General features: G+C 63.8%; 13 protein-coding genes. 6 read left to right on the top strand and 7 right to left on the bottom strand.

Features of this window, described 5'->3' with window-relative positions:
- Positions 1 to 12: 12 nt before the first annotated feature.
- The 6 genes from MESCI2_RS0109005 to MESCI2_RS1000000139155 all read left to right on the top strand — a co-directional run bounded on the left by MESCI2_RS0109005 (position 13) and on the right by MESCI2_RS1000000139155 (position 6,582).
- Positions 13 to 861, top strand: coding sequence for an FAD binding domain-containing protein (locus tag MESCI2_RS0109005; RefSeq protein ID WP_027036299.1), 849 nt, complete (start codon positions 13 to 15; stop codon positions 859 to 861).
- A complete protein-coding gene (locus MESCI2_RS0109000; protein WP_027036298.1) occupies positions 858 to 1,355 on the top strand; it encodes a (2Fe-2S)-binding protein in 498 nt (165 codons plus the stop codon). Before MESCI2_RS0109005 ends, MESCI2_RS0109000 begins: the two co-directional genes overlap by 4 nt.
- Positions 1,348 to 3,696: a xanthine dehydrogenase family protein molybdopterin-binding subunit gene (locus MESCI2_RS0108995; protein WP_027036297.1), complete on the top strand. Its 2,349-nt coding sequence runs from the start codon at positions 1,348 to 1,350 to the stop codon at positions 3,694 to 3,696. Before MESCI2_RS0109000 ends, MESCI2_RS0108995 begins: the two co-directional genes overlap by 8 nt.
- 11 nt (positions 3,697 to 3,707) lie before the next feature.
- Positions 3,708 to 4,439 (top strand): LamB/YcsF family protein, encoded by a 732-nt coding sequence (locus tag MESCI2_RS0108990; RefSeq protein WP_027036296.1) that lies wholly within the window; start codon positions 3,708 to 3,710, stop codon positions 4,437 to 4,439.
- 95 nt (positions 4,440 to 4,534) lie between these two features.
- Entirely contained in the window at positions 4,535 to 5,917 is a 1,383-nt protein-coding gene (locus MESCI2_RS0108985) for an aspartate aminotransferase family protein (protein WP_027036295.1), read from the top strand.
- Complete coding sequence (locus tag MESCI2_RS1000000139155) at positions 5,914 to 6,582, top strand: nuclear transport factor 2 family protein (RefSeq protein WP_027036294.1); 669 nt, start codon at positions 5,914 to 5,916, stop codon at positions 6,580 to 6,582. Before MESCI2_RS0108985 ends, MESCI2_RS1000000139155 begins: the two co-directional genes overlap by 4 nt.
- 116 nt (positions 6,583 to 6,698) lie before the next feature.
- Here MESCI2_RS1000000139155 and MESCI2_RS0108975 read toward each other — a convergent pair whose 3' ends face one another.
- The 7 genes from MESCI2_RS0108975 to MESCI2_RS0108945 form a co-directional block, all read right to left on the bottom strand.
- Positions 6,699 to 7,892 carry an ABC transporter substrate-binding protein gene (locus tag MESCI2_RS0108975; protein ID WP_027036293.1) on the bottom strand — a complete coding sequence of 398 codons (1,194 nt, stop codon included), beginning with the start codon at positions 7,890 to 7,892 and terminating at the stop codon, positions 6,699 to 6,701.
- 43 nt (positions 7,893 to 7,935) lie between these two features.
- Positions 7,936 to 9,027, bottom strand: a complete 1,092-nt coding sequence (locus tag MESCI2_RS0108970) for a branched-chain amino acid ABC transporter permease (RefSeq protein WP_027036292.1) — start codon at positions 9,025 to 9,027, stop codon at positions 7,936 to 7,938.
- A gap of 4 nt (positions 9,028 to 9,031) precedes the next feature.
- A complete protein-coding gene (locus tag MESCI2_RS0108965; protein WP_027036291.1) occupies positions 9,032 to 9,937 on the bottom strand; it encodes a branched-chain amino acid ABC transporter permease in 906 nt (301 codons plus the stop codon).
- A gap of 1 nt (position 9,938) precedes the next feature.
- On the bottom strand, positions 9,939 to 10,673 hold the full coding sequence (locus MESCI2_RS0108960; protein WP_027036290.1) for an ABC transporter ATP-binding protein: 735 nt from the start codon (positions 10,671 to 10,673) through the stop codon (positions 9,939 to 9,941).
- On the bottom strand, positions 10,670 to 11,422 hold the full coding sequence (locus MESCI2_RS0108955) for an ABC transporter ATP-binding protein (protein ID WP_027036289.1): 753 nt from the start codon (positions 11,420 to 11,422) through the stop codon (positions 10,670 to 10,672). Before MESCI2_RS0108955 ends, MESCI2_RS0108960 begins: the two co-directional genes overlap by 4 nt.
- Before the next feature lie 249 nt (positions 11,423 to 11,671).
- Complete coding sequence (locus tag MESCI2_RS0108950) at positions 11,672 to 12,643, bottom strand: biotin-dependent carboxyltransferase family protein (protein ID WP_027036288.1); 972 nt, start codon at positions 12,641 to 12,643, stop codon at positions 11,672 to 11,674.
- Positions 12,633 to 13,508, bottom strand: a complete 876-nt coding sequence (locus tag MESCI2_RS0108945; protein WP_027036287.1) for a 5-oxoprolinase subunit B family protein — start codon at positions 13,506 to 13,508, stop codon at positions 12,633 to 12,635. Before MESCI2_RS0108945 ends, MESCI2_RS0108950 begins: the two co-directional genes overlap by 11 nt.
- Between the last annotated feature and the right edge of the window lie 6 nt (positions 13,509 to 13,514).

Raw genomic sequence — 13,514 nt, 5'->3', positions numbered from 1 at the left:
GGGGTATGACAGATGGCACCAGGCGTGGAACGATCGTTCACCGCAGCCAGCACACTTGAAGAGGCAATGGCCGCACGCCGGCAAGGCGCGGCGGTGCTTGCCGGCGGCACCTGGATGATGCGTGATCCACGGCGCGGGGTCGATCTTCCCGAGGCGGTGGTCGCACTCCACCGAATACCCGCCCTGTCCAAGGTCGAAATCGAACCGGACCATGTCGTGATCGGCGCAGCCGTTACCCATGCAGTCCTTGGCCGCGCGTTGCACGCGGCGGGCTTCGAAGGTCTGCTTACCGCAGCGGAGAATGCGGCCAATCCCGGCATCCGAAGGGTCGCCACCGTGGGCGGCAACCTTTGTGCCCTGGACTTTGCCGCCGCCGATCTCCCCCCTGCGCTTCTCGTCTGTGAGGCGACGGTGGAGTTGGAGACGTTCGAAGGCCCAAAACTCATCGGTATTTCGGATTTCCTCAAAGACAGGCACGCGCTGTTGGCCGAAGCGATTGTGACGAGAATTCATCTGCGCCGCGACCTTGTCGCCAGTGCTCATATCCGCCTGCCGCTTCGGAAAGCCGGCGACTATCCGGTCGCCATCGTCTCGCTTGCGGTAGACAAGGACAAACGATGTCGCATCGCCGTCGGCTCGGTGGAGCCGGTAGCGCGGCGCTGGACGGCGCTCGAACAGGCCATGGCGGCGGACTCTGCCTCTGCGTTCGATCCGGAACGCACCGCCGGGCTTGCGCTGGAGCACAATGATTTTCAGGGACGCGACGGCAAGGAAGCGGAGGGTTGGTACCGGCGCCAGGTTCTTGCGCCGCTGGTCAAGCGCGGTGTTGCCGCACTTCTCAAGACCGGGCGCCTGGTATGACCGTGATATTCCAGCTGAATGGCGAGGACTGCCGCTTTGATGGCGATCCGATGACGCCGCTCGTCGACATCCTGCGGCAGGAACGATTCCTGACAGGGACCAAAGCCGTGTGCCGTGAAGGCTTCTGCGGCGCGTGCACCGTGCATGTCGACGATGAGGCGGTGCCGTCCTGCCTGAAGCCGATTGGCCTCGTCCAGGGATGCGCGGTGACGACCATCGAGGGATTGAGTTCCGGAAACCAGGCGCTGCACCCGCTCCAGGCCAATTTAGAGGCCGCCGATGCCGTGCAATGCGGCATGTGTTTCCCGGGAATGGTCATGAGCCTTTCGGCGTTCGTGCGTGACAATCCGCATGCAAGCCGCCCCGAAATCAAGGCGGCGATGGTCGGCAACATCTGCCGCTGCACCGGATATGAGCGGATCGTCGACGCCGTGGCCGACCGCCTCGAGCAAGCACGGAAGGCTGGCCAGTCGGTGGGAGGCATCCATGTCTGAGCTGTCCGCCACGGTGATGAATCTTCCCCGCCGCGATGCGCAGGACAAGCTGCGCGGGCGGACGAAATACACCAACGACCGGGTTCGCCCCGACATGTTGCATGCCGTGCTGCTGCGGTCGACCGTTGCCGCTGGGCGGATCCGCAAGCTCGACGTTTCGGCAGCACTTCGCTGTCCTGGTGTGCGCGCGGTGGCGACCGGCGCCGATGCGCCAGGGCTCTACGGCATCGGCATTGCAGACCATCCGCTCCTGGCCATCGACACGATCCGCTATCATGGCGAACCAATCGCCGTCGTTGCCGCCGAAACGGAGAAGCAGGCGCGGGAGGCGCTTGCCGCCATCGTGCTCGAGGTCGAGCCGCTGGCACCGGTGTCCACCATGGCCGAAGCGCTCCAGCCCGCCGCCCGTCTCGTCCACGAGGGCTGGCGCGGCTATGAGGTGATCACCGAGGGCGGTGCACGTGCCGGCAACATCGCATGGGAGGCAAAATCCAGCCGCGGTGACGTCGATGCGGCCTTCGCCCGTCCCGACATACGCATTGTCGAGAGCAGCTTCACCGTCGGCCGGCAGAGCCATGTGCCCTTCGAACCGCGCGTTGCCATCGGCTCCTGGGAGGACGGCCGTGCTCACATCCAGACCTCGACGCAGGTGCCTTGGACCGTGCGCAACGTCACCGGAAGGGTCATGCAGCTTGCGCCCGGGGGTGTGCGGGTCACCGTGCCGCCCGTCGGCGGCGGGTTCGGCCTGAAATTCGATGCGTCGATCGAGCCGATCACGGCACTTCTGGCGCGGATGACCGGGCGCACGGTGGTCCTGGAAAACACCCGGCAGGAAGAGATGGCAACCTGCCTCTGCCGCGAGAATGCGGAAATCCGCATCCGCTCCGCGGTCACCGCCGAAGGATACATCGCCGGGCGCGAAGCGGTCGTGCTGATGGACTGCGGCGCGTATGGAGGCGAACAGGTTTTTCTGACGACGATGACGGCGCACACGCTGGGTGGCAATTACAGGGTTGGCGCAACACGGCTCGTCAGCCGCGCCGTATACACCAACACACCACCCAACGGCGCTTTCCGCGCTTGCAACGGCGTCTACAACACCTTCGCGTTGGAGCGACACACCGACGAAATCTGTGATGCGCTAGGCTTCGACCCGATGGAGTTCCGGAAGAAAAATGTCCTGGGAGATGGCGATCTCGGTGCCACGGGCCAGGTTTTCGAGGCCGACGTGCTGGGTCCGATGCTCGATCGCATGGAGGCGTTGCGTGCCAGTACCGGCACATCAGAAGCGAAGGCCGACGGCAGGCTCTATGGAATTGCGACCACGGTCGGCACATGGTTCGTTTTCGTCGGGCCTTCGGCGGCGACGGTGAATTTGAACGCCGACGGTAGCGCAACGCTAGTCACCTCGGGTGTGGAGATCGGATCCGGCACGATGGTGCAATCCCTGCCGCAGATCGTGGCCGGGCAGCTCGGCCTTGCTCCCGACCAGGTGATCGTGCGTGAAGCCGATACGGATGCCGCCGGTCTCGATGTCGGCGTTGGCGGTGGGCGCACCACCGTGTCCATTGGTGCCGCGAGCATCGCCGCCTGCGCGGAGGTGCGGGAGAAGCTGCTGCGGACCGCCGGCGAGATGCTCCAGACCCGACCGGAAGACTTGGTGCTGCGGGACGGTCGTGTCGAGATCACGGGACGTCCCGGTTCCGGCATGTCGATCCCCACTGTCGTCGCCCATGCGCAGGCAACCACCGGCCCGATCACCGGAAGCGGAGCCTTTACCGCCAGGAACACTCCGGCAATGTCCGGCTGCGCGATGGGGCATTTCATCGATGCGCTCGACATTCCCGTCTTCGTCGTTCACGAGGCCGAGGTGGCGGTTGATCCGGACACCGGCCATGTCGAGGTGCTGGCCTATCGCGTGGTTCAAGATGTCGGCCGCGCACTCAACCCGCGCGCGGTCATGGGCCAGATACAGGGTGGTGTCGTGCAGGGTCTCGGCTACGCCCTGCATGAGGAGGTGACGATCACCGCTGACGGACGCATCGCGCAGGACGATTTCGAGACATATCGCCTGCCGCTGGCGCAGGACGTGATCCCGGTCGCAGCCGACCTCTACGAGGGCGCACCATCGATGGGGCCGCTCGGCACCAAGGGCGCGGGCGAGGTGCCCATCCTGGCCGTGGGCGCGGCGATCGGCTGCGCTGTGGCACGCGCTATCGGCAAGCCGGTGCGGCAGCTGCCACTGACGCCGCCGCGCGTGCTTCGACTGCTGCATGAGCGCGAACCGCCGCCGGAATTCCCGCACATCGCCCCCGGCTGGGCGTCGAACACTCTGGGCTGAGGCAAGCAAACATGGTCACCCTGAACTGCGACATGGGCGAAAGCTACGGCAACTGGCGCTTCGGCGACGATGCCGGCATCATGCCTCACATCGATTGCGCCAATATCGCATGCGGCTTCCACGCCTCCGATCCATGGACGATGCTGAAGACCGTGCGGCTCGCGCTTTCGCACGGAAAGCAGGTTGGCGCGCATCCATCCCTTCCCGATCGCGAGGGGTTCGGCCGGCGCGAGATGAAACTTCAACCGGAGGAACTGACAGCCGCCTTCCTCTACCAGATCGGTGCTCTGACAGCGATGCTGGCCGCCGAGGGCGGGCAGCTCAGCCATGTCAAGCCGCATGGCATCATCTACGGCATGGCCGCACACGACATGGACACTGCCCGGGCAATTGCCGCGGCGGTCAAGCCGTTCGGCGTCCCTCTCTTCGGCATGGCGGGAACCTGTCACGAGACGGCGGCAGCCGAACTCGGCGTTGCCTTCGTGGGCGAGTTCTTTCCCGATCTTGCCTACGCTCCCGGCGGCAGCCTGATCATTCCGCGCGTCCAGTCGGCCATCGACCTGACGCTTGCCGAGCGTCGCATGGTGGGGGCGCTTAGCCGACACGAACTCGTCACGACAGACGGCACGATCCGCCCGGTCGACTTCGACACCGTCTGCATCCACTCCGATCCGCCGAATGCGCGCGACGTCGCCGCGCTGATGCGACGGATCATCGATACGCATTCCGACAGCCTGCCATGATTCATTCTCCCGAATCGTGAAAGCTCCACGCACGGGATCGAAGACTATCTCGAACTCACCGCCCGAACCATTTCCCCAAGCCGCTGAGGACTTCCATGGATGCGCTTTCCAACTCTCTCGCCGCCGCCGACATCGCCACCACCATGCACCCCTACACAAACCTGCGTCAGCACGAAGAAACCGGGCCGCTGATCATCAGCCGCGGCGACGGCATCCGCGTGTATGACGAGCGGGGCAAGGAATACATCGAAGGGCTCGCCGGGCTGTGGTCGGTGGGCGTCGGCTTTTCGGAAAAGCGGTTGGCCGACGCTGCCTATCAGCAGATGCTGAAGCTGCCCTACTACCACACCTTCTCCTCCAAGGCGCATGAGCCATCCATCCGGCTCGCGGAGAAACTCGTGGAGATGACGCCGGAAAACCTGACGCGTGTCTTCTTCACCTCGTCGGGCTCGGAAGCCAACGACACCATCGTCAAGATGATGTGGTTCATGAACAACGCGCTGGGCCGGCCCAAAAAGAAGAAATTCCTGGCACGGACCAAGGGCTACCACGGCATCACCGTCGCCTCCGGCAGCCTGACAGGCCTGCCGGTCAACCATCGCGACTTCGATCTGCCGGCGATTCCCGTTCGCCACCTGACCTGCCCGCACTTCTATCGCTTCGGCATGGAAGGCGAAGACGAAGCCGCCTTCACGGCGCGCCTGCTCGCCGAGCTGGAAGCGGTGATCGCGGAAGAAGGGGCTGACACCATCGCGGCCTTCATAGGCGAGCCGCTTATGGCAGCCGGCGGCGTTCTGCCGCCGCCAGTCGGGTACTGGGAAGGCGTGGAGAAAATCTGCAGGGCAAATGATATCATTCTGATAGCAGACGAGGTGATCTGTGGTTTCGGGCGGCTTGGTACGCCCTTCGGCGCTCAGAAATACGGCTTCACGCCTGATATCATGACGGTCTCCAAGCAAATCACGTCGTCCTATATGCCGCTTGCCGCCGTCATTTTCTCTGATGCGATCTATCAGGCGATCGCCGACAACACCGCCACGATCGGCAATTTCGGCCACGGCTTCACGGCGTCAGGTCATCCGGTCGCGACGGCAGTGGGTCTCGAGAACCTGGCCATCTTCGAGGAGCGGGACCTGATCGGAAACGCGGCCCGCCTTGAGACGTCGTTCCAGGCCGGCATCCGCTCATTCGCCGATCACCCGCTTGTCGGCGAAGCGCGGGGCGCCGGTCTTATCGGCGCCGTGGAGCTGGTGGCAGACAAGGCGACGAAACGCCCTTTCGCCAAGGTTGGGCGCGCAGGGAGTATCGCAGCAGGGATCGGCCACGAGGAAGGCCTCATCTTCCGCGCCATCGGCGATCAGCTCGCGCTCTGCCCGCCGATGATCTCGACAGAAGACGATGTGAAGGAAATCATGACGCGCATGGGCCGGACGCTTGAGCGCCTGACCGGTGCGGTTGCCAAGGAGGGGCTTGAATGACCCGCATGAAAGCCGAACCGGTTGTTCATATCGACGACGAACGCTTTCGGGTCACCGAATGGCGCTTTGCCACCGGGGCCGAGACCGGCTGGCACATCCACGGACATGACTACGTCATCGTGCCGCTTACGGACGGCAAGCTCGGTCTCGAAGGCCCGGACGGCGCGCAGTCGCAAGCCGCTCTCACCCAAGGTGTGCCCTATTCGCGGCGGACGGGTGTGGCCCACAACGTCATCAATGCCGGCGATGCGCCGCTCGCCTTTCTGGAGGTCGAGGTCGTTGAGGCTGGCGACCTCGCAGCCAGGCGGCTCGCCGTGCTCGACCGGTTCCTCGCGGCCTGGAACGCCCGCGACGTGGGCGCGCTGATGGACTGCATGGCTGAGAATTGCGCTTTCCACGGCTCGGCTGGACCCGATGCCGAAGGGCGCAAGCATATTGGGCGTGACGCCGTGCGCGCCGCCTATGCAGCGCTGTTCGATGCCTTCCCGAAAGCCGCGTGGACCAGGGGACGGCACGTCGTGACGGGCGACACCGGGCTTTCATCATGGCGCTTCGTCGGCACCACGGCAGCGGGGCAGCAAATCGAAGTCGACGGCTGCGATATCTTCGCTTTCTCGGGGGAGCTCATAGCGCTCAAGGATTCCTACCGCAAAGCGCGAGGGTAGCGAAAATCTGAATTCATCGGGCGACGAGGGGGGTCCAAGCGGGCCGCCCTCGTTTTTTGTCCAAAGGCAAGATCCTCAAAAGACGAAAGGGCCGGGCTTACCCGGCCCATCTTCTCCTACTTGAGCAAGGCTTCCATCGGTACCGGCTCGGAAATCGTCCAGTTGCCTACAACACCCGGCTTGCCGGCCTTGGTCTCGACGATCAGGTACCGCGTCTGGTTCTGGTGATGCAGTTCCGGCGTGAAGGTACGAGGCCCGAACAGCGTCGGCTCGTTCTTCATCTTTTCCAGTTCCGCGACGACCGCGTCGGCATCGGTCGTGCCTGCACGCTCCACCGCCTTGGCCCAGACGTCGACCATGACGTAACCCGGAAAGACATACTGGCTCGAGGGATCGGCGCCTGTCTTCGCCTTGTAGGTGGCATTGAACTTCAGCACGGCCGGATTGGGATCGTCGCCATAGATCGATCCCTGAACGGGGACGTAGAAGTTCGTCAGATCAGGCACAGCCGAGAGCCAATAGCTACCGTCGACGCCCGAGCCATTCAGGATCATGGAGTTGATGCCCGCGGCGCGAAGCTGCTTGATGGCCGAGACAGCGCCCGGCATCATCGTGCAAAGCATGATCGCATCCGGCTCCTTCGGCAGGGACTTGATGCGGGTGATCTGCGCGGCGATGGAGGCGTCCTCGTTCTTGAAGGTGTCTTCACCGACAAGCTTCGCGCCCTGGGCCTCGAGCTTCGGCATCATCCAGTCGAAGCCGTCGCAGATGCCCTTGTTGTAGGCCGTCCAGGTATCGAGCAGGCGGTAGAAGTCCTTTGCGCCCTTTTCCTTGAATGCCCACTCGGCCATGGTCGCGCCCTGCACGGCCGCCAGCACCGACGCGGAGAAGCTGTGCGGGCCGACACCCTGGATACCGGCCTTGACCGATTCCGCGCACAGGAAGAAGGAGATACGGCCCGCGTCCTCGGCCGCGAGCGCAGCCGGCGATCCGAAGTCGTAGTCGCAGGAGACGACCACAAGATCCGCACCCTGGTCGAGCACGGAGAGGCCCGCCTTGGCGCCTTCGGCCCGGTCGGACTTGGTGTCGGCCTTGACGACCTTGATCTGCTTTCCCAGCAGACCGCCAGCCGCATTGATCTCGTCAATGCGGATCAGGGCCGCCTCCTGCGCAGGCTTGTCATAGGCTTCCATGAAGCCTGACTCCGCAGTGGCGAAGCCGATGACGATAGTCTTGTCATCGGCCAGGGCCGGGTATGCGATGGACATCGAGGCCAGAGCGGTTGCGACAATTCTCATTTTGTATGTCATGCACGTCTCCTTTTTTGTTTTCCGGTCGGGCTTGTGCCGCCGGTCACTTGTTGCGACTGCTGCGGGGTAAGGTGAGTTCGCGGTTGCCCATGAGTCCGGATGGGCGAAGCGCGAGGATCACGATCATGATGACGCCGAGGGCTATTTCCTGAACCCCTTTCGGGAGGGCGAAAGTGGACTCGCCGAGCGATACGCCTGCCTCCAGCCAGCGCAGCGCCTGGATGAGGGCGGACAGCAGGACGACACCCACCACACCCCCCGACAGGCTGCCCATGCCGCCGACGACGAGCATGGAAAGGGTGATGAAGGTGAGACCGAGATAGAATGTATCGGGTGTGACCACGCCGATGGAATGAGCCATGAGCGCACCGCCCAGCCCCATCACCGCGCCCGATACGACGAACGCCACCAGTCTTTCCCTGGGAATGTCGATACCGGAAGCGGCGGCGGCGGTGGGCTCGTCGCGGGCAGCACGAAGGGCCAGGCCGGACCGGGAGATCGCGTGCGCCCAGGCGATGAAGATTGCGGCCACGGCGCCGATGAGATACGGCCAGATCATGCGCACGATCGGAATGCCGACGACCGATGAGGTCGCTCCGGTCACGCTCTCCCAGTTGGAATAAATCGTGTTGATCATGGCGAGCATCGCGAAGGTCGCGATCGATGCTGCGATGCCCGATAATCGCATCAGCACCCGCCCGAAGATGAGAGCGGCGAGGGCGGCGAACAATGCCGCCAGCACGGCCGATTGCCAGTACGGCAAACGGGTCGCCAGCAGCCATTCGGGCAGTCCCGGCAGCGAACCGCGTTTCATCATCGGATTGATGGTGAGCCACGCGGCGGCGTAGGCGCCAAGGCAGGTGAAGCCGATATGCCCGAAGCTGAGAACGCCGGAATTTCCGATAAAGATGTATAGGCCCACGACGAGGATGACGCGGACGAACACGTCGATCACCGTCTGGTTGAAGGGCCGCGATCCGGTCATCACCGTGATCAGCGCGATGGCCAGCAGCAGCAGAGAAAGCAGGACCGGCGTCAGGATTGTGCGGCGGGCAAGCGCGAAGCGGGCGGGCTTTCGCTCGGCAGTCGCGGCACCGGCAGCTGTAGAGTTGGCAAGGGAGGCGGCGGCGGCCATGAAATCAGACCCTTTCCTTGGTGCCGCGCGCGGCAATGAGCCCTTGCGGGCGGAAGAGGAGAACGAGGATGACCGCTCCATAGACAAAGGCATCGCGGAATGGCCGGGCGTCGATGGGCAGCATGACCTGCATGATCACCGAGGCGGCGCCCAGCAGGAAGCCGGCGAGCACGGCCCCCCCGAGGCTGCCGAGGCCGCCAATGACGGTGGCGATGAAGGCCATCAACATGATCGAGGCGCCCATCTGGATGTCCAGCGTGCCTGTCTGGGCGCCAAAGATCAGCGCAATGGCGGCGGCCAATGCGCCGGAGAGGGCGAACGCGCCCATGATAACCCGGTTCGCACGCACACCCAGCATGCGGGCCATCGAGAAGTTCTCGGCCGCCGCCCGCATCTCCAGGCCGAAGCGGGTTTGACGCAGGAACAGTGTCAGGCCGATCAGGATTACCATCGTGGCGACGATCGTTATGAGCTGGAGGAGGGGAAGCCGGGCACCAAGGATCTCCACCGGCTGGGACAGTTCGGGCAGCAGCGAGATCGATTTGGGCCGACTGGAGAAAAGCATGAGCAGGAAGTAGCGAATGACGAAACCGAGTGCGAAGGAGGCGATCATCATGGTTGCCGGATTTGCCTGGCGGAACCGCCTGAAGACGACGATTTCGCACAACACCGACAGCCCGGCCCCGCAGAGGAGCACGAAGGGCACCAGCAGGTACCACGGCAACTGGCCGGCGAAGACGATGGCCATTGCGTCCGTAGACGGCCACAACAGGGCGAAGACGCAGAAGGCGATGACGTCGCCATGCGCGAAGTTCACGAGCCGCATGACGCCGAAGATGAGGGCAATGCCGAGCGCGCCCAGCGCGTAGAGCGAACCAAGCGAGAGTGCGTCGAACAGGATCTGGAGCATCTCAGTGGTCCTCGTAACCGAAATAGGCAGCCTGGATCGCCTCGCCGTTGCCGAGCGTCCGCGCGTCGCCATCGAGCACGATCTGTCCGCCACGCATCAGGATCATCCGCCCGCCCACCATCATCGCCCGGGCCGAGCTCTGCTCAACGATCAGGAGTGTGAGCTGGCGCTGCGCACGCAGCGCGATCAACCGCTCGTAGACCTGGTCGTTGATGTTGGGGGCGAGGCCCAGTGAAGGCTCGTCGATGGCTACAAGCCGCGGATTGGTCATCAGCGCGCGTCCGATGACCAGCATTTGCTGCTGCCCGCCGGACAGCAATCCCGCCTGCCCGTGCCGCCTCTCTTTCAGCATCGGGAAGGTTGCGTAGACGGCTTCGAGTTCGTCGGCCGCTCGGCTGCGCCAGCCGCGTTCGCGGGCGTGCATGCCGGTTCCGACCAAAAGGTTCTCTTCGGTCGTCAGCGAGCCGAAGACATCGCGCCCCTCAGGCACCATGGAGAATCCGAGCCGGGCGATGTTCTCCGGCGCCTGGCCGGTGATCTCATGACCTGCAAGGTCGATCCGGCCGCCCGCCACCGGCGTAACACCGGCGATCGCGCGCAGCAGCGAAGACTTCCCGGCTCCGTTCGGGCCGGTGATGAACAGGATTTCTCCCTCGTCCATGGAGAAGGAGACATTTCGGACCGCCGTGAGACGGCTGTAGCGGATGGTGATATCGGAAAGGGCGAGCAGGCTCATTCCATCGCCTCCAGCACAGGCAGGTCGGTGTTCGCGGCCGTGCCCATATAGGCGTGGCGCACCTTCTCGCTGTCGCGGATCGCGGCAGGCGGGCCTTCCTCGATGATCGCTCCGGAATCGAGCACGACGATATGCTGGCAAAGGCCGAGCACCAGCCCGACATTGTGTTCGATGAGCAGGACACCACAGCCGAGATCGCTGGCGATGTGTCTTATCAGGGCGGAAAGCTCCCGCGCCTCCTGTGCGCTCATGCCAGCCGCGGGCTCGTCGAGCAGGATGTATGCGGGCCGTCCCATCAGGGCGCGGCCAATGGCGACGCGGCGCTCGTCCGTATATGGCAACGTTCCAGCGATGCGGGTACCCAGCGCACCGATGCCTATCCAGTCGAGCATCGCTTCCGCTTCGGCGATGGCAGCGCGCCGGCTCATTCCCAGGCCAACGCCGGTTACCTCCAAATTGTCCAGCACAGGCAGGTCGCGGAAGAGCCGCCCACCCTGGAAGGTGCGGGCGATGCCGCGCCGCCGGACCTGATGCGGCTTGAGACCCGTGAGTGCCGCCCCGTCGAGCTTGATGGTGCCTTCCGTCGGTGCCTGGAAGCCGGTCAGCACGTTAACGAGCGTGGTCTTGCCAGCGCCATTCGGGCCGATGAGGCCACTGATGCGGCCGGGCGTAATTTGGAGGTCTACCGATGACAGGGCCTTCAGCCCCGCAAACGATACCGAGACGTTCTCCGCGCTCAGATGACTCATGACCCTTTCCTTCTTTCTACCGACGGAAAGGCGCGAAGCATCCGGCCTTGCGGCCAGTCACGTTGCAAATGTCTTCCCCTGTCGGTTCCGGCGGTCTCTAGCGGACTGCTCGGGTGCCAAATTCACGCCGTTGCCCGGCGTCGTCTTGTCGTTTCGCGCACCGGATTTTGTCTTCCGCCACGCACGGTCGGTTTTGGCCGGCCGATCTCCTCGCCTCCGGCTCCTCCGCCGGCATTTTCCCGGCTGACGTCAGCCGGCCAGATGCCCTTCAGCACGCGCCAGCGCGGCGCGCTGTTCGGTTCGCGCTGCAAGCGCGTCTTCCAGCGTCACCGGAACGAAGCGCGCCGGGGTGTGCGGCTGAAGCTGGGCGATAAGGTCCATGTCGGCCGATATCACCACGCCCAGCATCATGTACCCGCCACCCGAAACCGCGTCTCGGTGAAGAACGATCGGCTCCGTGCCACTCGGCACCTGGACGGATCCGTAAGGATAGCAGGCATCGACGATGTTCGAGGGGTCGGAGCCCGCACCGAAAGGCTGCTCGCGCTCGACGAACTCCAGCGGCGTTCCGCCCCGGAAGCGATAGCCGATGCGGTCGGCTTCGGGCGCGACCTTCCAGGTTTCCTCAAAGAACCGATTGCCGGCAGCTTCAGTGATCCGATGCCAGTACATGCCGGGAAGCATCCTGAGTTCCGCCGGACTATTGCCCGCGCGGCGCAGATTTGCAGGCAGCGAAAGACCGGCTTTGCCGGAACCCTCGCCGAGGGGAAGCTCATCACCCGCTTTCAGCGTGCGGCCCTGATGACCGCCGAGTGCGCCCAGAATGTAAGTCGAGCGCGAACCGAGAACCACGGGTACGTCGATGCCGCCGGAGACGGCCAGATAAGCGCGCGCGCCGCCCTTGAGGAAGCCGAAGGAAAGCCGGTCACCCGCCTTCACCGGAAAACTTTCCCAGGTCGGCTGTTCCTCGCCATTGAGTTTGGGTGGGAGCTCTCCACCCGTGACGGCGACGACCGCGGATTGGGTGAATTCGAGTTCGGGGCCCATGAAAGTGGCTTCGAGCACCGCGGCACCCGGGTCGTTGCCGACAAGCAGGTTTGCGATGCGCGTCGCAAAGCGGTCCATGCCGCCGCCTTCTGGAATGCCGACATGATAGTGGCCTGGTCGGCCAAGGTCCTGCACGGAAGTGGAGAGGCCGGGAGAGATTACCTTAACGGCCATTGATAAGCTCCATCAGCTTTGCATTGGTGCCGTAAATGTCGCTGTTGAAGTCCTTCAGGCTGAAGGTGCACTCGCGAACCGTCGGCTGCCACCGATTGGCTTCGATTTCCTCAAGCGTGGCGTCATAGTCATCGCGGCCAATGGCCTTGAACTTGACGATGTCGCCTGGCTTGAACAGGCACATGTCATCGGCGAGGTAGCGCACCTTCCTGGTCGGGTCGTAGATCGGGGCCGGGGTTATGCCATACATCTGGTAGCCGCCAGCGCCGCGCACCGAATAGATCGCTGCAAAGCAGCCGCCATGGCCAATGGTGAGCTTGGGAGTGTCGGTGCGTGGACGCAAGTATTTCGGCGCCTGAATCTGTTTCTTGCGCTCAACCATCTGGTACAGGAAGGGCAGTCCGGCGACGAAGCCGACCATCGACACGAACCAGGGCTGGCCGGAATAGGCCGCGATAAACTCTTCCACCGTGGCGTAGCCGTTGATGCGTGCCGAATATTCAAGATCGGTGGAGGAGGGGTCCTGATGGCGCTCGCGGAAGCGCAAGCAGGTTTCACGCGTCCATGGATCCTGGAAATAAACCGGCAGTTCGATGATCCGGGTCTTCAGCACCGGGTCCGCCTTCGAGGCCGCCTCTTCCATCGACTTCAGTTCGCTGAGCAAATCCTGCGGCTTGATGATGTCGGGGTTGAAGCGAATCTGGAAGCTGGCGTTGGCTGGGCAGATCTCGGTGACACCTCGGATGCCTGCCGTACGCACCGCGTTGGTCATCGAAAGGCCGGTAAAGAAGGAGGTGAGCGACATTTCCTCGGACACCTCGCCGAAGATATGTTCGTCACCGCCGAAGTTGAATCGTATCGACATCGGTCC

Origin of the sequence: Mesorhizobium ciceri WSM4083, from assembly GCF_000519305.1 — a bacterium.
In the GTDB taxonomy this organism is placed as follows: domain Bacteria; phylum Pseudomonadota; class Alphaproteobacteria; order Rhizobiales; family Rhizobiaceae; genus Mesorhizobium; species Mesorhizobium ciceri_B.
This window is presented reverse-complemented; position numbering and strand designations above follow the sequence as displayed.

What these genes read in the sequence shown, in the direction of transcription:
- MESCI2_RS0109005 (WP_027036299.1), top strand. Translation starts at nt 13, where the DNA reads ATGGCACCAGGCGTGGAACGATCGTTCACCGCAGCCAGCACACTTGAA.
- MESCI2_RS0109000 (WP_027036298.1), top strand. Translation starts at nt 858, where the DNA reads ATGACCGTGATATTCCAGCTGAATGGCGAGGACTGCCGCTTTGATGGC.
- MESCI2_RS0108995 (WP_027036297.1), top strand. Translation starts at nt 1,348, where the DNA reads ATGTCTGAGCTGTCCGCCACGGTGATGAATCTTCCCCGCCGCGATGCG.
- MESCI2_RS0108990 (WP_027036296.1), top strand. Translation starts at nt 3,708, where the DNA reads ATGGTCACCCTGAACTGCGACATGGGCGAAAGCTACGGCAACTGGCGC.
- MESCI2_RS0108985 (WP_027036295.1), top strand. Translation starts at nt 4,535, where the DNA reads ATGGATGCGCTTTCCAACTCTCTCGCCGCCGCCGACATCGCCACCACC.
- MESCI2_RS1000000139155 (WP_027036294.1), top strand. Translation starts at nt 5,914, where the DNA reads ATGACCCGCATGAAAGCCGAACCGGTTGTTCATATCGACGACGAACGC.
- MESCI2_RS0108975 (WP_027036293.1), bottom strand. Translation starts at nt 7,892, where the DNA reads ATGACATACAAAATGAGAATTGTCGCAACCGCTCTGGCCTCGATGTCC.
- MESCI2_RS0108970 (WP_027036292.1), bottom strand. Translation starts at nt 9,027, where the DNA reads ATGGCCGCCGCCGCCTCCCTTGCCAACTCTACAGCTGCCGGTGCCGCG.
- MESCI2_RS0108965 (WP_027036291.1), bottom strand. Translation starts at nt 9,937, where the DNA reads ATGCTCCAGATCCTGTTCGACGCACTCTCGCTTGGTTCGCTCTACGCG.
- MESCI2_RS0108960 (WP_027036290.1), bottom strand. Translation starts at nt 10,673, where the DNA reads ATGAGCCTGCTCGCCCTTTCCGATATCACCATCCGCTACAGCCGTCTC.
- MESCI2_RS0108955 (WP_027036289.1), bottom strand. Translation starts at nt 11,422, where the DNA reads ATGAGTCATCTGAGCGCGGAGAACGTCTCGGTATCGTTTGCGGGGCTG.
- MESCI2_RS0108950 (WP_027036288.1), bottom strand. Translation starts at nt 12,643, where the DNA reads ATGGCCGTTAAGGTAATCTCTCCCGGCCTCTCCACTTCCGTGCAGGAC.
- MESCI2_RS0108945 (WP_027036287.1), bottom strand. Translation starts at nt 13,508, where the DNA reads ATGTCGATACGATTCAACTTCGGCGGTGACGAACATATCTTCGGCGAG.